At 72.2% G+C, this 20,421-nt stretch carries 18 protein-coding genes and 1 pseudogene; 9 read left to right on the top strand and 10 right to left on the bottom strand.

Annotated features, from left to right (window positions below; translation table 11 throughout):
- On the bottom strand, nucleotides 1-1,005 hold a 1,005-nt coding region (locus FYW99_RS30625), incomplete at its 3' end, for a P-type ATPase actuator domain-containing protein (RefSeq protein ID WP_150255909.1).
- 3 nt (nucleotides 1,006-1,008) lie between these two features.
- The gene (locus FYW99_RS30620; protein WP_150255907.1) at nucleotides 1,009-1,374 is read right to left on the bottom strand and encodes an ArsR/SmtB family transcription factor; all 366 of its coding nucleotides are present in this window, start codon (nucleotides 1,372-1,374) and stop codon (nucleotides 1,009-1,011) included.
- Nucleotides 1,375-1,846: 472 nt separating this feature from the next.
- Here FYW99_RS30620 and FYW99_RS30615 point away from each other — a divergent pair.
- Nucleotides 1,847-2,038, top strand: a pseudogene (locus tag FYW99_RS30615) (transcriptional regulator); the annotation flags it as partial.
- Between the two features lie 31 nt (nucleotides 2,039-2,069).
- On the opposite strand, the gene FYW99_RS30610 reads toward FYW99_RS30615, so the two are convergent.
- Nucleotides 2,070-2,738 (bottom strand): TetR/AcrR family transcriptional regulator, encoded by a 669-nt coding sequence (locus FYW99_RS30610; RefSeq protein WP_223839828.1) that lies wholly within the window; start codon nucleotides 2,736-2,738, stop codon nucleotides 2,070-2,072.
- A 257-nt stretch (nucleotides 2,739-2,995) separates the two neighbouring features.
- On the opposite strand from FYW99_RS30610, the gene FYW99_RS30605 reads away from it, so the two are divergent.
- Complete coding sequence (locus tag FYW99_RS30605; RefSeq protein WP_394350389.1) at nucleotides 2,996-4,552, top strand: MFS transporter; 1,557 nt, start codon at nucleotides 2,996-2,998, stop codon at nucleotides 4,550-4,552.
- Between the two features lie 314 nt (nucleotides 4,553-4,866).
- Here the strand turns inward: FYW99_RS30605 and FYW99_RS30595 are convergent, their stop codons facing one another.
- The 4 genes from FYW99_RS30595 to FYW99_RS30580 all read right to left on the bottom strand — a co-directional run bounded on the left by FYW99_RS30595 (nucleotide 4,867) and on the right by FYW99_RS30580 (nucleotide 7,478).
- Nucleotides 4,867-5,760: a helix-turn-helix transcriptional regulator gene (locus FYW99_RS30595; protein ID WP_150255902.1), complete on the bottom strand. Its 894-nt coding sequence runs from the start codon at nucleotides 5,758-5,760 to the stop codon at nucleotides 4,867-4,869.
- A gap of 98 nt (nucleotides 5,761-5,858) precedes the next feature.
- A complete protein-coding gene (locus FYW99_RS30590; RefSeq protein ID WP_150255900.1) occupies nucleotides 5,859-6,485 on the bottom strand; it encodes a GyrI-like domain-containing protein in 627 nt (208 codons plus the stop codon).
- Entirely contained in the window at nucleotides 6,469-7,002 is a 534-nt protein-coding gene (locus FYW99_RS30585; RefSeq protein ID WP_150255897.1) for a PadR family transcriptional regulator, read from the bottom strand. The genes FYW99_RS30590 and FYW99_RS30585 overlap by 17 nt, the downstream gene beginning before the upstream one ends.
- 170 nt (nucleotides 7,003-7,172) lie before the next feature.
- Entirely contained in the window at nucleotides 7,173-7,478 is a 306-nt protein-coding gene (locus FYW99_RS30580; protein WP_150255895.1) for a hypothetical protein, read from the bottom strand.
- 424 nt (nucleotides 7,479-7,902) lie between these two features.
- Here FYW99_RS30580 and FYW99_RS30575 point away from each other — a divergent pair, with 424 nt between their 5' ends.
- The 7 genes from FYW99_RS30575 (at nucleotide 7,903) to FYW99_RS30540 (ending at nucleotide 15,803) form a co-directional block, all read left to right on the top strand.
- A complete protein-coding gene (locus FYW99_RS30575; RefSeq protein ID WP_190394882.1) occupies nucleotides 7,903-8,742 on the top strand; it encodes an SDR family oxidoreductase in 840 nt (279 codons plus the stop codon).
- The gene (locus FYW99_RS30570) at nucleotides 8,739-9,815 is read left to right on the top strand and encodes a class I mannose-6-phosphate isomerase (protein ID WP_223839826.1); all 1,077 of its coding nucleotides are present in this window, start codon (nucleotides 8,739-8,741) and stop codon (nucleotides 9,813-9,815) included. The genes FYW99_RS30575 and FYW99_RS30570 overlap by 4 nt, the downstream gene beginning before the upstream one ends.
- A gap of 815 nt (nucleotides 9,816-10,630) precedes the next feature.
- Nucleotides 10,631-11,809 (top strand): phosphatidylserine decarboxylase, encoded by a 1,179-nt coding sequence (locus FYW99_RS30560; protein WP_150255893.1) that lies wholly within the window; start codon nucleotides 10,631-10,633, stop codon nucleotides 11,807-11,809.
- Nucleotides 11,810-12,257: 448 nt separating this feature from the next.
- Nucleotides 12,258-12,581 carry a hypothetical protein gene (locus FYW99_RS30555; protein ID WP_150255890.1) on the top strand — a complete coding sequence of 108 codons (324 nt, stop codon included), beginning with the start codon at nucleotides 12,258-12,260 and terminating at the stop codon, nucleotides 12,579-12,581.
- A gap of 63 nt (nucleotides 12,582-12,644) precedes the next feature.
- On the top strand, nucleotides 12,645-13,787 hold the full coding sequence (locus FYW99_RS30550; RefSeq protein WP_150255888.1) for a serine hydrolase domain-containing protein: 1,143 nt from the start codon (nucleotides 12,645-12,647) through the stop codon (nucleotides 13,785-13,787).
- 323 nt (nucleotides 13,788-14,110) lie between these two features.
- Entirely contained in the window at nucleotides 14,111-15,637 is a 1,527-nt protein-coding gene (locus tag FYW99_RS30545) for an FAD-dependent monooxygenase (protein ID WP_150255886.1), read from the top strand.
- A 22-nt stretch (nucleotides 15,638-15,659) separates the two neighbouring features.
- Nucleotides 15,660-15,803 carry a hypothetical protein gene (locus FYW99_RS30540; RefSeq protein ID WP_223839824.1) on the top strand — a complete coding sequence of 48 codons (144 nt, stop codon included), beginning with the start codon at nucleotides 15,660-15,662 and terminating at the stop codon, nucleotides 15,801-15,803.
- A 157-nt stretch (nucleotides 15,804-15,960) separates the two neighbouring features.
- Here FYW99_RS30540 and FYW99_RS30535 read toward each other — a convergent pair whose 3' ends face one another.
- The 3 genes from FYW99_RS30535 to FYW99_RS30525 all read right to left on the bottom strand — a co-directional run bounded on the left by FYW99_RS30535 (nucleotide 15,961) and on the right by FYW99_RS30525 (nucleotide 20,421).
- On the bottom strand, nucleotides 15,961-18,666 hold the full coding sequence (locus tag FYW99_RS30535; protein WP_150255884.1) for a DUF4132 domain-containing protein: 2,706 nt from the start codon (nucleotides 18,664-18,666) through the stop codon (nucleotides 15,961-15,963).
- Between the two features lies 1 nt (nucleotide 18,667).
- Nucleotides 18,668-19,063 (bottom strand): hypothetical protein, encoded by a 396-nt coding sequence (locus tag FYW99_RS30530; protein WP_150255882.1) that lies wholly within the window; start codon nucleotides 19,061-19,063, stop codon nucleotides 18,668-18,670.
- Between the two features lie 494 nt (nucleotides 19,064-19,557).
- A complete protein-coding gene (locus FYW99_RS30525; RefSeq protein ID WP_150255880.1) occupies nucleotides 19,558-20,421 on the bottom strand; it encodes a SigB/SigF/SigG family RNA polymerase sigma factor in 864 nt (287 codons plus the stop codon).

Genomic DNA, 20,421 nt, shown 5'->3' with positions numbered 1-20,421 from the left:
GGCGGCGGCGATCAGGGCCGCCGCGACGAGGATTCCGGGCACCAGCGGGCGGGCGATCCGGGCGGCCAGGCGCTGGGCGGCGCCCTTGCGCGCCTGCTCGCGCTCGACGATGTGCACGACGCGGGACAGGGAGTTGTCGGCCACCCGGGCGGTGACCCCCACCTCCAGGGCGCCGCCGCCGTTGACGGTCCCGGCGAACACCTCGGTCCCCACGACGGCCTCGACGGGGACGGACTCACCGGTGACGGTGGAGGTGTCCACGGTGGAGCGGCCCGAGCGGACGACGCCGTCGGTGGCGATCCGCTCGCCGGGCCGGACCAGGAGCAGGTCCCCGACGCTGAGCTCGGCGGGGTCGACGGTGGCCTCGCGGCCCTCGCGCAGCACGGTGGCGCGGGGCGGGACCAGGTCGAGCAGAGCGCGCAGACCGTGGCGGGTACGGGCCACGGCATGGTCCTCCAGGGCCTCGGCCAGGGAGAACAGGAAGGCGAGCATGGCGGCCTCGCCCACCTCGCCGAGCAGGACCGCGCCGGCCATGGCCACGGTCATCAGCGTGCCCACGCCCAGCTTCCCGCGGACCAGGGCGCGCAGGGTGCCGGGGACGAAGGTCCGCCCGCCCGCCGCGACCGCCCCCGCGAACAGCACGGTCGGCAGGACCGGGGTCTGCGTGAGCCACTCGCTGACCAGTCCGGACAGCCACAGGGCACCGGCCAGGCCCGCCCACCGGACGGTGGCCGAGTTCCACCACGCACCCGGCGCACCCTCCGGTTCGGGAGCGTCCGCGCCGCAGGTGGGGTCGCCGCAGCCGTCGGTGTCGGCCGCCGCCCCGGCACCGGCGTGACCGCCGCCGGGGGTGACCGGGCGGGGGCGCCCGCGGGCGTCACCGCCCGAGCAGCAGGAACACGTGACCGAGGCGGGCGCCTGGGACGTCGGTGCGGGTGTCAGGTTCAGCGGTGGGCGGTCCCGGCGGGGCTCAGGTTCCTCGCCGCCGCAGCACAGGTCGGACACGGTTCAGCCCTCTCTGACAGCTGGTTCGGAGTCGGGCAGCAGCAGTGCCAGCAGGGTGTGTCCCGCGTCGGTGAGGCGGTACATGACGAGCTTGCCCTCGCGTCGGGAGGACGCCAGCCCGGCGGTCCGCAGCTGGCGCACGTGGTGGGAGACGAGGTTCTGCGAGGCCGAGCAGACCCAGGCCAGGTCGCACACGCACAGTTCGTCGCCGACCGCCAGAGCGCTGGCGATGCGCAGCCGGGTCGGGTCGGCCAGGGCCCGGGCGCGGTCGGCGGCGAGCCGGACGCCCTCGTCGGCGGGCACGCGGGCGCGGACCGCCTCGGCCTGGGGGAGGTCGAGGCAGAGGAGTTCGCAGGAGTCGGAAGACATACCAACAAACTAACGCTCGTTGATATGTTGGGTCAACGGGAGTCCCCGGCCCGATCAGGAGAAGTCCTCCCTCCCGACGTGCTTCCCGCACCGAGGCGGGCCCGACGCCCCGGCGCCGGTCGCCCGCCCGGGCCGGGGCGGCCGTCCCACCCGGCCGCCCCCGAACACCGCGGCGGTCCGCCGGTGGGGAGCGGAACGGTTCAGGGGGTGAGCAGCGCCTCGGTGGCGCGGCGTTCGTCCACCGCCCTGCTGCTCGACGCCGCGGCAGGGCCACAGGTCGGAGCCACGGACACAGGCCGCGGTGACGCGGTCTCCGGGGCCGTGCACGACGACGGCGCGCGTGCCTGCCCCCACGGTTCTCTGCCTCCTCGGCCCCCACCGCACCATCTCTCCCCCGTGGGTGGAGGTCCCGCCTGAGGGAGGCACTGCGAGGGGCTCCCCCGTGCCCGGGTCCCGGCTTACCGTGGACGGTATGGACGACCGAGCCGACGTGCGGGAACCCCTCGTCTCACGGCGAGCCAGGGTCAGCCCGGAGCAGGTCGGGCTGCCGACGGGCGGGAACCGTCGGGTGGAGGGTCTGCGCCGCAGCGAGGTCGCCGTCCTGGCCGGGGTGAGCGTGGAGTACTACACCCGGCTGGAGCGCGGAGCGGTCAGCGGGGCCTCCGGGCGGCGGGTCACCACGGGCGCGTCTCCCGTCAGTCCCGCGTGGCGGGCTCGGTGACGGGGGCGAGCCAGAGGCCGGTGAGGGCGTCGGTCAGTCCGACGGCGGCCCGGTGCCAGGAGTCCCTGGGGGTGTCGGCCCCCTCGGCCAGGGCCCGCTCGCGCTCGGCGATCGTGTGGACCATGAGCTGACGCGCCATGTCCTGGCGCTCCCGGCGGACCTCGGTCGGCATCTCGGGAAGGCACCTGAGCAGTTCCTCCCCCACCCGGACCAGGGAGGGGGAGTTGAGGGCCTCACCGGCCACGGTCTCACGGTAGGCGGGGTCGCTCATGGCCTGGGCGCTGAACCTTCCGTACCAGCTGGGCGTGCCCAGGTCGGCGAGGTGCTGGGCGAGGGGTTCCACCATGCAGGCGATCCAGTCCCTCACCCGGTCGGACCCGTCGAACCTCAGCACCATGCGCAGGCGCAGCTTCTCGATCTGTTCGTTGTGCCTGCGCACGATCGCGCACACCAGGCCGTCCCTGGAGCCGAAGTGGTAGCTGACCGCCGTGTTGTTCCCCTGCCCCGCCTCCTGGCTGATCTGGCGGTTGGAGACACCGGCCAGTCCGTGCTCGGCGAAGAGCCGCTCCGCCGCCGCCAGGATCGTCTCCCGCGTCGCGGCGACCCGGTCCGACCTCGTCACCCTGCCACTCACAGGGACCACCGTACCGATCCCGGACTCCGGCCGCCCACCGGCTCGGGCCGCGCCGGGGCCTGACCCCGTCCCCGTCCCCGGCCCCGGTCAGCACGGACGCTCCCCGCCGGATCGCGGGAGCCGTCGCCGAACGATCCGCCCACTGTGGCCCTCCTCACCTCTCCACCCGACAGCGGGCGCTGTCCGGGTACGTACTGTTAGTGTAAGTCATGCGCCTGACTTAAAAGTGGGCGCTTTCGTACGTCCGGAAACGGGGACCCACTCCTATGACCCATGCCCCTGGCGGAGCAGCAGCGCCCGGCGACGCCGCTCCTCCCGTGCGGCCGAACGTGATCGTCGCCGTCCTGGCCTTCGGCGGGATCGTCGTCTCGCTCATGCAGACCCTGGTCATCCCGCTCGTGCCCGTCCTGCCCGACCTGCTGGGCGCCACGGCCGGGGACACCGCGTGGGCGATCACCGCCACGCTGCTCGCGGCCGCGGTCGCCACCCCGACGGTCGGCCGTCTGGGCGACATGTACGGCAAGCGCCGCATGCTGCTGCTGAGCCTCGCCGTCCTCGTGGTCGGCTCGGTGCTGTGCGCCCTGGCCCACAGCCTGGTGCCGATGGTCGTCGGCCGCGCCCTCCAGGGGCTGGCGGCCGGGGTCATCCCCCTGGGCATCAGCATCATGCGCGACGTGCTGCCCCCCGAACGGCTCGGCGGAGCGACCGCGCTGATGAGCGCCTCGCTCGGGGTGGGCGGCGCGCTCGGGCTGCCCGCCGCCGCCCTCGTCGTGCAGGAGGCGGACTGGCACGTGCTGTTCTGGGTCGCCGCGGCACTGGCGGCCGTGGCCGCCGTGCTGGTGCGCACCCTGATCCCGGACTCCGGTGTCCGTACCGGCGGCAGGTTCGACCTGCCCGGGTCGGTGGGCCTGTCCGTGGCGCTGCTCCTGCTGCTGCTCGCGGTCTCCAAGGGCTCGGACTGGGGCTGGGGCAGCGGTGTGCCCGCCGCCATGCTCGCCGTCGCGGTCGTGGTGCTCCTGGTGTGGGGCTGGTGGGAGCTGCGTACGCCGCACCCGCTGGTCGACCTGCGCGTCAGCGTGCGACGCCAGGTGCTGCTGACCAACACCGCGTCCCTGGTGTTCGGCTTCTCCATGTTCGCCATGTCCCTGGTCATCCCGCAGCTGCTCCAGATGCCCGAGGTCACCGGCTACGGCTTCGGGCAGACGATCCTGGTCGCGGGCCTGGTGATGGCGCCCAACGGGCTGGTGATGATGGCGATGTCGCCGGTCTCGGCGCGTATCTCCCGGGCCCTGGGACCGAAGACGACCCTGATGGTGGGCGCCCTGCTGGTCGCGCTCGGCTACGGCCTGAGCCTGGTGTTCATGTCCGCCCTCTGGCAGCTCGTGATCGCCTCCACCGTCATCGGCGCGGGTGTGGGCCTGGCCTACGGGGCCATGCCCGCCCTGGTCATGGCGGCCGTGCCCCGAACCGAGACCGCGGCGGCCAACAGCCTCAACACCCTGATGCGCTCCATCGGCACCTCGGTGGCCAGCGCCGTCGCGGGCGTGGTCATCGCCAACGTGACCATGACCGCGGGCGGAGAGGTCTTCCCCGCCCGGGAGGCCTTCACCCTGGTCCTGGGCCTGGGCGCCCTCGCCGCGCTCACCGCCTTCGTCATCGCCGCCTTCCTGCCCGGGCGCAAGGCGACCGCCGAGCGACCGGACCGGCCCGAGCCCCTGCCCACGGCCCCCGACCTGCGCGAGGAGCCCTCTGAGGATGGCGGGGCCGGGCGCGACCAGGCGCGGGAACAGCCCGGCAAGCTCAGGTCAGTTCCTCGGCCCTGAAGGGACCGAGCGTGCAGCTGCACCACCCCGCTGGGCGCGGGGGAGCCCGCCGCGTCTGACCCGGCCACTCCGCTGGGGGTGGTCGGGTGGGACGTGTGACCTGCGCCCCGCGTCCCACGCCTCCCGGCCCCTGCGGGCCAGGACACGGGAAGCACCGCGGTCCGCGTGCTGGGCGACGCCGCAGCCCCGGCAGCCGAAGACGGCCTGTGAGGCCCGGTTCCTCCGGTCCACGTGGCCACGCCCCTGGCGTGCCGCGCTTCTCTACGGCGGCGCTTGTTGAGCAGGCGCTTGGCGGAGCGGGTGCCCTCGGCCTGTCAGGACCGGTCGGGCAGGTCGACCCCGGTGCCGCCGTGTCCGTGGTCAGTCTCCTCATGGGTGGCGGCGAGGGTTCCCAGCAGGGCGAGGGCGTCAGCCGAGGGGGTACCGGGTTCGACGGTGTAGGTGACGATCCACAACCGCTCCTCACCGGCCGGTTCGAACACGTCGAAGGTGACCTCGACGAGGCCGACGTCGGGATGGCGGAACGCCTTGGTGCCGGTGCGGTGGCTGTGGACGTTGTGGCGGTCCCAGTCCTTCCTGAAGGTGGTGCTGAGCGCCGACAGCTCCCCGATCAGCGCGGTGAGCTCCCCGTCCAGCGGGTTGCGCCCGGCCTCCAGGCGCATCATCGCGGAGGTGGTGCGCCTGGCCAGGGGCCAGTCGACGTAGTAGTCCCGGGCACGGGGGTCCAGAAAGACGAACCGCGCCATGTTGGGCGGGCGCCGTTCGGTGTCGAAGTGCGGCGCGTACAGGGCCCGGCCCAGGCGGTTGGCGGCCACCAGGTCCTGGCGGGCGTTGTGGACGATGGCGGGTGTGTCCATCGCGTCCAGCATCCGCTGCACCGAGGGCCGCACGGCCGGGACCGGCGGCTCGGCGGGGCGGGCACGGGCGCCGGAGGCGGCGCGGGCGAGGTCGAACAGGTGGGCGCGCTCGACATCGTCCAGCATCAGGGCCCGGGAGATCGCGTCCAGCACGCTGTCGGAGGCGCCGGCGATGTTGCCGCGCTCCAGCCGGGTGTAGTAGTCGATGCTTACCCCCGCGAGCATCGCGACCTCCTCGCGGCGCAGCCCGGGCACCCGGCGGTCGTCCCCGTAGGCGGGGATCCCCACCTGCTCCGGTGTCACCCGCGCTCGTCTGGTGACCAGGAACTCGCGCACGGTCTTCTTGTCCATAACCCCAGGTTAGGCAGGGCCGCCACGGAGTGGCAGGCCCTGCCGGACCCCCTCAGGTGAGGCTCCGGCGGAGCCCGCCGGTCGGCGCGTCCCCGGGCTCACTCCGTGAGGGCGCCGACCGGTTGCCTGAGGATGGTGCGCAGCTTCTCCGGCGCGACCCTGCGAAAGTCGCTGAGGTAGATCTCGTGGTGCCTGCCGAGCATGCGCAGCCCGTGGTCCGGGATGAACTCGTGGTGCATCCGCCGGAGCACGTCCGCCTCGCCGTCGAAGGAGCCGACGTGCAGCGTCTGCACGCAGCGCCCCTCCGCCAGCGACTCCAGGCGGACGTCGCCGAGGCGCGCGGGCCTGTTCTTCGCCGCGACCCGCTCCACGGCGGCGGCGAACATGTCCTGGCCGATCCAGTCCGGGACCATGATCATCATCGTCCAGTCCCACTGCGACTTGTCACGCGCCGCCGTGAAGGCGTCCATGTCCTCGGCCCACCACAGGCCCTCCAGGGGCATGACGACGTAGTCGCGCCCGAGGTCCCGCCTGCTGGCGAACTTGAGCTTGTAGGCCACCGGGTAGAGCGCCTCGACCGCCTCGGTGAAGGCCGGGGAGGTGTTGGGGTCCCCGTGGCCGTCGATCATGAGGTAGCGCAGGTCCGGCACCTCCGTGATCCGGAACCGGCCCCGTTTCGCCTGGTAGGCGTCGAGGGTCCTCTTGAAGTCAGTCTTGTCCGTCATCGGGCACCTGGACTCGGCTGGCGAGCCACGACCTCTCCGCCTCAAGGAGGCTCAGTGAGTACGAGAACACCTCGCGCGCCGCGTGCGCGAAGGGGGCCTGCGCCCGCTCGGCCTCCCGGACCGCGGCGATGCGCTCCTCCACCCGGGCCAGCCGGGCGCGCAGCGCCCCGGCGTACTCGCGCTCGGAGAGCAGGGGCAGGTTGGCCACACCCGCCAGCAGCGGATGCGCCACCGGGCGCGGCTCCCGGATGAGGTCGAGCGCGCCGCGCCGCGCCGTCCGCCTTCCGGCTTCGGTGGCGTGGAACACGCGGCGGGACTTCGCGGCGGCGGGGGTCTCCGGGACGTGGACCAGTCCCCGCTTCTCCAGCTTGGTGAGCAGGTAGTAGATCGAGGAGAAGCCGATGTCCGTCCACTGGCGGACGCCGCGGCGCTCGATGACCTGTTCCAGGTCGTAGCCGTGTTGGGGGCGCTCGATGACCAGGCCCAGGACGGTGAGTTCGGCGGGTGTCAGTTCCACGCAGATATTCTAGTACTAGAATAGAACGGTGGAGAACCCCTCCGCGAAGAGTTCTCGACCCCGCGGGACGCGTGGCGGCCCTCTGGCCGCAGGGACCCGCCGGACGGGGACGGACCCCGCGTCCTCCGCGCAACGGACGCACCCGCGCGGAGGGACGCGGAAGAGCCCCCTCAGCGGCTGTTCGCCTCGCGCACCCAGCGGTGCGTCAGGAGGCGGTCACCGTGGCGGCGCCTGCGGTTGTCGGCTTTGACGTACTGCTGCCACTCCGCGGTGCATCCGCGCCTGTGGCACCCGGAACAGCATCTGTGGCTCATCACCACCGAGTCAGGGTGGCTCCACTGGCACCGCGTGTCGGGCCTCGCACGCGTCGGTTCCGGCGGCAGGTCGCAGGGGCCGTGGCTGTGGTCGTGCAGCGCCACCGCCCCGTGTTCGCGCTGGCGCACCCACAGCGGTTTGGTCTTGTCCGTACGGGACATCTCGTTCCTTCCGGAACCCGCCGCCCTCTCCCGGACCCTCCGGGCGGGCGGCTAGGCCAACATCCCCATCACGACCACCTCCTCCTACGGCGTTCACGGAACGGACCAGCACACCCTAGGACATCCGGGCCCACGGCGACAGTCCGCTTCCGGAGGCCAGTCCCAGGACGTGCTCTGACCGGTGGACACGTCCGTGGGCACACTGCCGAAGCGGGCCTCGGGGAGTTCCGCGGGAGGTCCAGGCGCCCTCGGCCGCGACGCTCCGCGCGGTGGCGTGCGACCCGGCGCCGCCGCGATCCGGGACCCGGTCCACGGGGACGCGTCCGGCGCGGAGTCCGGCTTTCGCCGGGACCGCCGCGCCCCTCCCCGCCAAAGGCGCGCACGGAACGTAGCCTTGTGGTCACTTCACCTACGGGAGGACCTCGTGCCCCAGCCCGCACAGCAGCAGACCCCGCCCGGCCGCACCGACGCCATGGACCCCAGGCCCGACCACGGTGAGGAGACCTACCGGGGATCGGGGAGGCTCACCGGCAAGGCGACCGTCATCACCGGCGCCGACAGCGGCATCGGGCGGGCGGTGGCCATCGCCTTCGCCCGCGAGGGCGCCGACGTGCTCATCGGCTACCTGGACGAGCACGACGACGCGCGGGAGACCGGGCGCTGGGTGCGCGAGGCGGGCCGCAGGGCCGTCCTGGTCCCCGGCGACCTGGCGGACCCGGCCCACTGCCGCGCCCTCGTCGCGAAGGCGGTGGAGGAGTTCGGCCGGGTGGACGTCCTGGTCAGCAACGCCGCCTTCCAGATGACCCACGAGACGCTGGAGGAGATCCCCGACGAGGAGTGGGACCACACCCTGGCCACCAACCTCAGCGCGTTCTTCCACCTCGCCAAGGCCGCCGTGCCGCACATGCGGCCCGGCTCCTCGATCATCGGAAGCACGTCGGTCAACTCCGACGCCCCGCCGCCCACCCTGCTGCCCTACAACGTCACCAAGGCGGGCATCGCCAACATGACCGCCACGCTGGCCCAGATGCTGGCCCCCAAGGGCATCCGGGCCAACTCCGTGGCGCCGGGACCGATCTGGACCCCGCTGATCCCCTCGACCATGCCGCCCGAGCAGGTGGAGGGCTTCGGCTCCCAGGTGCCGCTGGGCCGCGCCGGACAGCCGTCCGAACTGGCTCCGGTGTACGTGATGCTGGCGTCGGACGAGGCCAGTTACGTCTCCGGTGCCCGCGTCGCGGTCACCGGCGGCAAACCGGTCCTGTGACGGGGACGGCCGTGGACTGGTACCCGCTGAGGGTGAGCGCTCCGGCCCGGCAGCTGGTGTTCGGCGGCCACGCCATCGCCCGCCACCTGGGCAGGGAGGGGCTGCCTGACTGGGCGATCGCGGAGACCTGGGAGGTCAGCGACGTCGACGGAAACGGCAGCACGGTACTCGACGGGCCCCTCGCCGGCCGGTCGCTGCGCGAGCTCGTCGCGCGGTGTCCGGAGGAGCTGGTGGGCGAGGGCTGGTCCGGGGAGGTCTTCCCGGTGCTGACCAAGTTCATCGACGCCTCCGGGACGCTGCCGGTGCACCTGCACGCCGACGACGCCACCGCCCGGCGGCTGGAGGGGCAGCCCAACGGCAAGACCGAGGCCTGGCACATCCTCGACGCGCCCCCCGGTGCCACCGCGCTGTGCGGGGTCAGGAGCGGGGTGTCCGGGGAGGAGCTCCACCGGGCGCTGCTCGCCCAGGACTTCGACGCCGTGCTGCGCCGTCTGCCGGTGCGGCCCGGCGAGACGGTCTACGTCCCGGGCGGCACGGTGCACAGCTTCGGCCCGCGGACCCTGGTCTACGAGATCGAGCAGACCTCCGACATCCAGCAGCACGCGATGCGCTGGGACATGGAGGACGGCTCACCGGTCCCGGACGAGCGGTGGCGCGCGAACCTGGAGGCGCTGATGGCCCAGGTCCGGCCGGAGCACAGGCCCGACTTCCACCCGGGGCTGAGGATCGGGGTCGGCGACAGGGTGGAACGGGTGTTCTGCTGCGCCGGACCGCACTTCGCGCTCGAACGCTGGCACGCTGGCACCGCAGAGCCCCTGCGCCACGCGTTCGCCACCGCGCAGGTCCTCACCAACGTCGGGGCGCCCGTCCGGGTGCGCGCCGGGGACTGGCAGGGGGAGCTGGGCCGGGCCCGGACGCTGCTGCTCCCGGCCGCGGTGGGCGAGGTGGAGATCGCGGGCCCGGCCGACGTGCTGTTCGGCTATCTGCCCGACCTGGTCCGCGACGTGGTCACCCCGCTGGCCGCCGCCGGTTATCCTCCCGAGGTCGTCGCCGCCCTCGGCGAGGGCCTGTGAGCCGACGGGCGGACCCCTCCCCCGCCCTCGCGGCGGCAGGGGTGGGAGCCGCCCGCGCGGTGGCGCGTCGGCGCCGCCGGGTTCAGCGGTCGAGGGCGTCGACGAAGCGGGCGGCCTCGGCCTCGGTCATCCCGGTCTCACGGGAGACCGTCGTGACGGCGTCGGCCGCACGGTCCTGGGCGAGCATCTCCCGGGCCCGGGGCCGAGGAGACGTTCGAAGAAACCGGCCATGGTCGGTGGTGCCTTCCCAGTCGGCCTCGGCGATGTGAGCGCCGCGAGGGTGCTCCGGAGCGTCCCCCGGTCCACCGGCGCGATCCCTGCGGCCACACCTCCGGTTCCCGAGCCGCGGCCCTGCTCCCGGAGACCTTCGGAGCGTTCTTCGCCGGACGCGGCACGGCCGTCGGCCTCGACCCGGCGTCGGCCTGGAAGGGCGGCAGCCGCCCCACGCGTGGTGGGTCGTACCGGCGCGCCCCTTACGGCCTCGCGGAGCCCGGCGCGGACATGGGAGAAACCCGGGCGGGCCCCAGCCGAAACCACACCAACAAACCCCTCGCATTGCCACCCCAAAGGGGAATAGCAATCAATAACCCCGCTGCGGGAAAACCCACAAGGCACCCCGGGGTTGGAACCTCGCGGCCTCCGGGAACACTCGACGCCGCGCGCCCTCATCACATCGCGGGCGTTCAGTGATCCTTCGAGGAAAAACCATGCCCGCTCGTCCGCTTTCCACAGCCGACGGGAACGGGCCCAAAGGGTGACCCCCGGCCACCGCACCGGAGTCGCGCAAACCTGACAGACACGACAGAGGGGGGAAATTGCCAAAGGAAGAGATCCAGGACATCGAGGAGTTCGTCGACCTGATCGAGAGCTGGTACAGGGAGGATTTCGAGGGCTTCGCCACCATGTACGACGCCGCGATCAGGCACGTGAAACCGATCCCCGAGGACGCACCGGAGGAGGTCCGCTACGACTGGCGCGGAAAGACGATCAACGACCTGTGCGAGTTCTTCCGGGAGTGGGACAAGTGGCGGCCGGGGGTCTCCAGCGGGCTGGACTACATCGAGAAGTTCAGCTGGATCAACTACGAGAACGACTACGGCATGGTCTTCGTCACCTCCGGCCCCGGGTACAGGATGACCGCCCTCTTCACGGATCTACAGGGTCGCTACATGGACTCCGAGGCATCCCTCGGCCTGGTGGACGAGTGGACGAGGGAACTCGGGCCGAAGATGGACGACTACGTCGTCCCGCCCGGCGGCTACAAGAACTTCAACGAGTTCTTCGTCCGAGGGGTCAAAGAGGGCAGGCGCCCGGTCAACGCGCCCGAGGACGAATCCGTGGTGGTCGCCCCGGCCGACTGCGTCATCAACATGATCGTCGACGAACTGACCGAGGAGACGCGGATCCCGGTCAAGACGGCCGCCATGAACGTCAGGCAGCTGCTCGACGGGTCCGACTACGCCAGCAGGTTCGTCGGGGGCACCGCGGTGTCATGCGTCCTGCTGCCCAAGTCGTACCACCGGTACCACTCCCCCGTCGCGGGGCGCGTGGTGGAATCACGCGACGACATCGGCGGAGTCTACTACGGAATGCGCAACTTCCCCGACTTACTCAACAAGGGAAACGTCGGATACGGGTACGACTACAGCATGTTCGAGTGCTTCCGCCGGGGTTATCTCGTCATCGCCACGCGAGGAGACGACAACGGTCTCGTCGGCATGGTCCCCGTCGGCCTGAACTCGATCGCCTCCGTGGAGTTCAGGCCGGAATTCGCCAAGGTGACTCCCGAGAACCCCGTCGACGTGGACAAGGGGGAGGAGATCGGTTGTTTCAAGTACGGCGGTTCGCTGAGCATCCTCCTGTTCGAGAAGGGCAGGTTCCCAGCGCTTCAGCTCCTCCAGGGCCAGCGCATCGGGAACTTCGAAGACCCGGAAGTGTCGCCAGCGGTCTTCACCGGTTCCTGGCGCACGCCCTCCCGGCGCTTCAGGGCCTGACCGCGGCCAGGCCCCGTCGGGCGGGGCCTGGCCGCCCTGCGTCAGTGGCGCGGGGCGGCCACGGCAGAGCCGGGAGGGGCGGTCAGCCACGCCGGTGCGGGCGCTGCCGACGCAGGCCGGGAGGTGGTCGGCCTCGCACCCACACCAGCGGAGCCGACGACGGCGCCCGGACCACCATGCCGCAGCGCGTTGGGCCACCGTCGCGCATCAGCCCGCGTGGTCTCCGAGGGCGGGCGACCGTAGCGTTCAATTCCCATCCATTGCAACGCCCGGGGTGGAGTTTGTTGCATTAGAACCAAAACCATTGCAACAATCTCCCCGCTACCACCTGCTGATACAGGGTTTTCACGCAAAGTCCCTGTTGCCACAACAATGAACGCAACGTAGCTTTTCCAACATCAGAAACAGCGGGCCGCACCAGCGCCGCTGAAGAAGAAGGAAAAACACGATGCACACCCTCCCCACCCCCGCCCCCATCACCACCGTCCTGAACCTCCCCGCCGCACACATCCACATCATCGCCGCCGACCGCACCGACACCACCGTCCAGATCCAGCCCGCCAACCCCTCCAAGAACCGCGACGTCCAAGCCGCCGAACAGACCACCATCACCCACGACGACGGCGTCCTGCACATCCAGGCCCCCACCCCCAAGCACCAGGCCTTCGGCCCCTCCGGCCGCGTCCACAACGCCCTCAAGGACGACGGCGCCACCGCCCTCGACATCCACGCCACCACCTCCCACGGCGACATCACCGCCCGCAGCCTCTGACCGGCGGCACGGCGATCCCCTCCCCTCAGTCCAACCGCGTCACCATCTCGAAGGAGCACCACCATGTCCGTCACCCCCAACGAGCAGAACCGCCCGGAACTGCACAAGACCATGCAGGAGATCGTCGACTCCGGTTTCGTTGGAATGCAGCTGCGCGTGCACGACGAGCGGGGCGAGTGGGTCGGCAGCGCCGGGGCGCGCGGACTGGGCGAGTCGGAGAGGCCGCCGACCGACGGGCACTTCCGGATCGGTAGCGCCACCAAGAACTTCGTCGCGACCACGGTGCTCATGCTGGCGGCCGAGGGCAGGATCGGGCTGGACGACCCGGCAGCCGACCACCTGCCCGAGTTCGGGCTGGACCGGCGGATCACGGTACGGATGCTGCTCCAGCACACCAGCGGAATCTTCAACCACACCGGCGAACTCTACGAGGACGGGACGTTCGCGCCGGGGGTCACCTGGGCGGGCCGGGAGTGGGTGGAGGACCGGTTCCGGACCTATCCGCCCGAGGAGCTGGTAGGGCTGGCGCTGTCCAAGCCGTCCCGGTTCGAGCCGGGGACGGACTGGAGCTACGCCAACACCAACTACGTGGTGGCCAGGCTGCTGGTCGAGCGGGTCACCGGCCGCTCGTTCTCGGAGGAGCTCCAGCGGCTGATCCTGGGACCGCTGGGAATGACCGGCACCGTGGCGCCGGGCACCTCGCCGGAGGTCCCCGAGCCGCACGCCCACGCCTACTACCGGTACGAGGAGGACGGCCGGGAGAGGACGGTCGACGTCACCCGCCAGAACCCCTCCTGGATCTCGGCCGGTGGTGACATGATCTCGACCACCCGGGACCTGCACACGTACTTCTCCGCGCTGATGGGCGGCAAGCTCCTGCCGACCGAACTGCTGGACCAGATGCGCACGCCGGAGGCGAAGGTCGGCTACGGCCTGGGGGTGTTCGTCCAGGAGACCGACGGCGGCACCGTCTTCCACCACAACGGCGGCATCGCGGGCTCGGCGGCGCTGATGTACGCCACGGCCGACGGCAGCAGGACCCTGACCGCCTCGCTGACCTATGTCGACGACGCCGGGATGTCCCTGGCGCAGACGTTCCAGGAGACGACGCGGAGGCTCGTCGGGGAGGTGTTCGGCGGCGGGCGGCCCGAGGCTGGTGACGAGGCCGTCGAGCAGGGCGCCGAGGCGGCCCAGCCGAGGGGTTGAGCGCCTCGGATCCGCGACCGCTGAGGACGGACTCCTCGCGGCGACGCACCGGGCACGACGTGAACCGGGCCGCGCCGGACCCGACGGGTTCGGCGCGGCCCGTCCCCTCTGCCCCGGGCGCCCGGTCGGGCGCACCGGCGGCTACGGGGACGAGCCCTCATGGCCGTACCCCCACCCCTGCGGAGAGGGCGTCGGGGAGCCGGTCGAAGCACCCGCCCAACGGCACTGCCCGGGCCGTGCTTGACACCGACGCTCCCGCTCGGGCATTCTCCCCGAGCGACACGAAACGGCCCGTCTCGCGCCGCCCCCTTGGAAGGAAGTGCATGGACGCTGACGTGATCGTCGTGGGCGCCGGTCCGACCGGCCTGATGCTGGCCGCCGAACTGCGCCTGGCCGGGCTGCGGCCGCTGGTGCTGGAGCGGTACCCGCAGCGTCGAAGCACCCCCAAGGCCGGTGGCCTCGGCGGTCAGATCCTGGAACTGCTGCGCCACCGGGGTCTGCTGGAGCGGTTCGAGGCAGCCTGCACCGGTCCCGTCCCGGCTCCCCGGTTCCCGTTCGGCGGTGTGCACCTGGACCTCACCCAGCTGGCCGATCCCCCGATGCACGCCCTGCCCCTCCCCCAGCAGCGGCTGGAGCAGCTGCTCGACGAACGCGCCGCCGAACTCGGCGTCGACGTCCGTCGCGGACACGAGGTGGTCGGGCTGAGCCAGGACGACGCCGCGGTGACCGTGGACGTGCGCGGTCCGGACGGGTCGTACCGGGTGACCACCCGCTACCTCGCGGGTTGCGACGGTGCGCGCAGCCGGGTCCGCGAGCGGGCCGGTATCCCCTTCCCCGGCACCACCTACCCGGAGGTCAACCGGCTGGCCCAGGTCGCCCTGCCCGACACGGTGACCGTGCTCGACAACGGCGACCTCGACGTTCCCGGATTCGGCACGGTCCGCGCGGGCTTCACCCGGACCGAACACGGCCTCCTCGGGGTCAGCGCGTCGTCGGACTCCGGGGTCGCCTCCCTCTACACCGTCGAGGACGAGGCCACCGAGTACGACGACGACACACCGATGACCGTGGCCGAACTCCAGGGCAGCCTCCGCCGCGTGCTCGGCGTGGACATGCCCCTGGGAGAACCGGTGCGGCTGTCGCGGTTCACCTTCAGGGCCCACCAGGCCGAGCGCTACCGTGACGGACGGGTCCTGCTGGCCGGTGACGCGGCGCACCTGTTCCCCGCCACCGGTGTGGCGATCAGCGCGGGCATGCTCGACGCGGTCAACCTGGCCTGGAAGCTGGCCGCCGACGTCCACGGCTGGGCGCCGGAGGGCCTGCTGGACACCTACCACGACGAACGCCACCTCGCCGGTGCCCGCACCATGCTGCACACCCGGGCCCAGGTGGCGCTGCGGCGCGGGCACGACCCGGCCGCCGAGGCGCTCCGGGAGGTCTTCCAGGAACTGCTCGCCGACGAGCAGCCGCTGCGCCGCATGGGAGCGCTCGTCGCCGGGTCCGACATCCGCTACCCGGTGCCCGGCGCCGACCACCACGCGCTGGTCGGCGCCTTCGCACCCGACCTCACCCTGCACACCGACCAGGGCATGACCAGCGTCGCGGAACTCATGCACACCGCGCGTCCCGTGCTCCTCGACCTCACCGGCCGCGGGGACCTCCACGAGACCGCCCGGGCCTGGCACCCGCGCGTCGACGTCCACACCGCCAAAACCGACGACCGGCCGGTCGACGTCCTCCTGATCCGCCCGGACGGCCACGTCGCCTGGGCCGCCGCCGTCGACGAACCGGCTGACGGCGCCGCGTCCAAGCTGCGCGAGGCGCTCTCCACGTGGTTCGGCGCTCCCTGAGAACCGGCCGTGCCCACCACCGGTGGCGGACGCCGGAACCCGCGTCCGCCGTCTCCCGGACCTGGCCCGGTGGGACTGGCCACTCCAGCACATCACCGAGCACGCCCGCACCATCATGTCCGGCGGCGTCGACGAACTGGAGGGCGCGGCGCCCGGGCGGGTGTGAAAGACGTGCCGGGGTCCGCCGCCCCGCCGGGTGGCGGACCCCGAGCAGTTCCGGCCGGCTCAGTCCAGGGTCGGGGGAACACCAGAACGCGGACTCGCGCCGGACTCCGGATTCCGCTCCGCTGTTCCGCGGCTTCCCAGACCCCCCGAACTCCCCCCTACTCCTCCAGTCCGCGGCGGATCTGCCCGGTGATGCTCGCGTCCTCGATGGCGCTGTCCCTGGCCAGCATCAGTGCCTTGGACAGGATCAGCGCCAGGCGGCCGCCGTCCTGTTCGAAGGGCAGGAACACCCCCGGCCCCCTCCCCCTGCCCGAGGGCACCACGCAGAGGTAGGAGTCGTCCGGTTCCATCAGGATGTTGGCGCTGCCCAGGTGGATCCGGTAGGAGCGCAGATCCCCGCGCACACGCAGGAAGCGTCCGTCGACCTCCAACCGGTCGGCCACGCTCAGCCGCGGCAGCAGACGCGTCAGGGCCTCGCGTCGTACGAGGGCGCTCTCGGTGAGTTCGCCGAAGGCCGCCCGACGCCAGTAGGGCAGGTGTGCACTCTCTCCCCGGTCGACCCACTGGGGGTCGGCGGCGATCGAGGACACGCCCACGGCCAGGTCCACGTCGCGCATCGCCTCGGACAGCACCAGCGCCGACACCTCCGTCAGCGGTGCGGGCTCCCCCTCCCCCGCGCGGTGGAAGCGGACCTGGTCGGTGCCGCAGTTGCGGACGGGATCGTTGTCGTCGTCGACCAGGGCGATGTCGAGGGTGACGCGCCATGAGGCCCCGCTCTCCCGGTCGGTGTAGACGCGCTCGGCGGGGCCGTCCTCGCCGCCGTGCCAACCGCCCAGCTGGTGAACGCTCCACCCGCGCTCGTTGAGCAGGGCTTTGGCCTGCCCGTACTTGAGGATGTGGGCGGCGTAGCGGTTGGAGTAGACCCGGGTGGCCTCCTCCGCGGGGGTGAGCAGGTAGATCTCCCGGTACGCCTGCTTGAGGGGCTGGGCGATCTCACGATCGGTCAGGTGCTCCCGCCACCGCCGCACCGTCTCCGGCTGGCTCCGCACGGGGTGCCACAGCCGCACCTGGGCGCCGTCGTCCACGGTCGCGGTGTGCGCGACCTCTGTCCCGTCGGGGTCGGTCAGACGCCAGTGGCCCCCGTCGGCCCCGGGCAGCCCGCACACCCAGGTCCGGCCGTCGTCGGCGCTCACCTCCCACAGCAGTCGCCGGGCGAGCGCGCCGGTGACCGGGTGGTCGAGGTAATAGCGGATCCAGGACGCGGCGTCCCACGCCCGCCCCTGGATCAGGAACTCCTCCAGCCGGACCCGTTCGGCCGCCACCACCTGGCGCAGCTCCTTGAGTTCGGCCCTCAGCGCCTTGATCCGGTCGGGGTGCGACGTGCGCAGGGCCGCGGGCGGGCTCGCGACCGGACGCCCCCTGGCGGAGGCGAAGCCGAGTGCGGCGCTGCCGTCCGCGGCCAGGGCCAGCGTGACCGGGTGCTCGCCCAGCTGGTCGGTCCGGGTCCCGGCCCGGCCCAGGCCGAAGTCGGGGACGGTGCGTTCCAGCAGTTGCTCCCCGGTGATGCCCAGCCGGTCGGCGATCTCCCCCAAGGCCCTGTCGATCACCTTGGACAGGGTCTTCTTCTTGACCCGCGCGCGGACGCGGGCGAGGACGGCGACCGCCTCGTCGGTACCGCGTTCGGCCAGGATCCGGACGCAGGCGGAGGCCGTGCGTTCGGAGCGCAGCAGCTTGGAGCCGCCCGGCCCGGTCCCGGTGAACACCGCGACCCTCTCCAGCAGGGGCGGCGACCAGGTGTCCTCCTCCGAGGCCAGCTCCCGCACCGCCCACACCAGGCCGTTGACGATGTTGTGCACGTGGATCAGGAAGTAGGCCGTGCTCGAACCGAAGTGGCCCTCCTCGGCCCGCGGCGTGCGCAGCACCACCTCGGCCAGGCGCCGCAGCACGTCCTCCGCGTCGGGGATCGCGGCCAACCTGCGTCGGAGCCCTTCACGCCACTCGCGGCCGGGTCGGGGACCGGGTGCAACCAGGAAGTGGACGAGCAGCTCCGCCAGGCCGGGACGGGTGACCAGCGAGGGTTCGCGTTCGCGCAGCAGGTCGCCGAACAGGTCCCCCTCGGGGAGGAGGTGGTCGACGGCCAGGGGGGCGCCCAGGCGAAGGAGCAGGAGGAGTACGCGCGCATGGGGCTCGGGTTCGTCGGGTTCGTAGGTGAACAGACGTCGCCTGCGTTCCTGGCAGCGGGCCCGGTACTCGTGCAGTTGTTGCGCGCACGGCGCCAGGACGTGGTCCTCCACCCGCTCGCAGACGTCGATGTGGGCGTACCCGTCGGTGAGCCCCTGCGCCTGCGCGTACAGAAGCAGGGAGAGCAGGGCGCTGTCCCAGGGCAGTGCCCTATGGCACAGGGTGAACGCGGCACGGTGGTGAACGCGGGAGAAGTAGTCGCTGTGGCGCCCCTGTCCGTCGACCTCGACGGGCCGGGGGTGCCGTGCGTTGACCAGGAACCAGACCGCCAGGCGCACCCTCAGTCCGTCGTCGCACCGGTCGATCAGGTCGCGCAGCGGGGTGCCCCGGTCGAGCGAGGAGACCCCCGTGTACCCCCGCCAACCCCGGTCGGGGGCGTGGGCGCGTATGACCCGGTCGCACTCCTCGATCAGCTCCGGCAGTCCGGGGGCGTGCAGGCGGCCCAGGACCTCCTCGACCCGGGCGGGCATCGTGCTCCGGTAGGCCCAGGAACTCCTCCCCCTGGCGTCGATGCCCGAAGCGAACTCCTCGGCGGTCCGTCCTGCCCACTGCCGTCCGGCGGGCGAGGGGACCATCGAGGTGAGGGGCGGGGCCGCGGTGGTCTCGGCGGTGGTCTCGGTCATGTCAGCCACCCACCAGCGGAACGAGCTGGACGAACACGATCTCGGGTTCGCCGGTCAGGTCGACGTACTCCTCCAGGGACTCCACCTGGCGGTCCCCGACGATGAGCACGAACCGCTGCTTCTCGAAGGCCCGCTCGGCCAGGTCGGCCTGTTCCTCCCAGTCCACGGTCGGCCGTTCGGTCCGCCGGGCCGCGGTGTTGAGCTGACGCTCGGCGGCGGTGGGGGTGACCAGGCCCTGGTAGGGGGCGGAACGGTCGAGGGCGTACCGGGCGACCTCCTCCCGCACGCGCATCCGGATCAGTTCGCGTACGCGGACCCGGTCGGGGAGGTCGGGCAGTTCGACAGCGGGGAGGCCGACGCCCAGGGGGCTTTCGACTCTGAGGAGGACTCTGGGCACAGGGGGTGGTTCCTTTCGCTGGCGTGGGGCCTCATGTGCTGGGCCACGCTAGCGGAGCGAACCGACAGGTTCGCCGGGCCCGGGCCAGACGGGCACCGACGGTTCCCGCGCGCACAACGATGGGCGGCGTCCGTGACGGACGCCGCCCACAGCGGTCGAGGGCTCAGGGGGCACAGGGCCAGGGGCGGCGGATGGCCGAGCCCGGTCAGCCCGTCAGGACGTACTCCCACCGCCCCGAGGGGTGTTGGCCGGGGAGCGCGGGGAAGACCGCCCAGCCTCCCGGGGCCTGGCTCGGCGCTGGCGGCGCCCGGCCGGGCCCCGGCAGGGCCTGCGGTGCCCACCGGTAGGGTGTTTCACGGTCTCCTCCTGATTGGTGCAGGTGGTGACCGCGCCCCGGCCCGGTGTTCACCCGCCGGCCGGGGCACCCTGTTCTCCGTCGCGCGCACGGGTGTCGAGGGCGGCCCCCGTGTCGCCCTCCGGGACGGACGGGGCCCTCAGCCGCTGGCGGGCGTGCTCTCGCCCACGTCCTCGCGCAGCTGCTCCAGGGTGTTCTTCAGCAGCCGGGAGACGTGCATCTGGGAGTAGCCCATGCGGTCGGCGATCTCGGTCTGGGTGTGGTCGCCGAAGAAGCGCAGCTTGAGGATCTCGCGTTCGCGTTCGGGCAGGCGGGCCAGGGCGGGCTTGAGCGACTCGCGCTGCACGATCCGCTCCAGGCCCTCGTCCTCGCTGCCCAGGTGGTCCTCCAGGCGGGCGCCCTCCTGACCGTCGGAGTCGGAGGAGTCGGGGGCGTCCAACGAGAGGGAGCGGTAGGACTCCGAGGCCTGGACGAGCTCGACGACCTCCTCCTCGTCCAGCCCCATCTCCTTGGCGATCTCGGCGTTGGTGGGGACGCGCGCGTGGGTCTGCTGGAAGGTGTTGAGCACCTGGCGCAGCTTGATCCGGTTCTCCTGGTGGCGCCTGGGGACGCGGATGGCCCAGGTGTGGTCACGGAAGTGCCGCTTGATCTCGCCGGTGACCGTGGGCATCAGGTAGGAGATGAAGGGCTTGCCGCGGTCGGGCTGGTAGCCGCGGATGGCCTTGACCAGGCCGACCATGGCGGTCTGCTTGAGGTCCTCCAGCGGTTCGCCGCGGCCGTTGTAGCGGCGGGCGAGCTTGTTGACCAGCGGCTGGTAGCGGACCACGACCTGCTCGCGCAGCCTGACCGCGCGCGGGTCGTCCTCCGCCAGGCCGTGGAGTTCGGCGAGCAGTTCCTCAGCCGAGGTCTCCTCTCCCGAGGCGAACGTGTGCGCTCTGGGGATGAGGGTCGTGTGGTCGGCGGCGGTCTGGGACACGGTGTCCTGGTTCAGCGTGGTGGACAA

The organism is Nocardiopsis deserti (assembly GCF_008638355.1).
In the GTDB taxonomy this organism is placed as follows: Bacteria; Actinomycetota; Actinomycetes; order Streptosporangiales; family Streptosporangiaceae; genus Nocardiopsis; species Nocardiopsis alborubida.
This window is presented reverse-complemented; position numbering and strand designations above follow the sequence as displayed.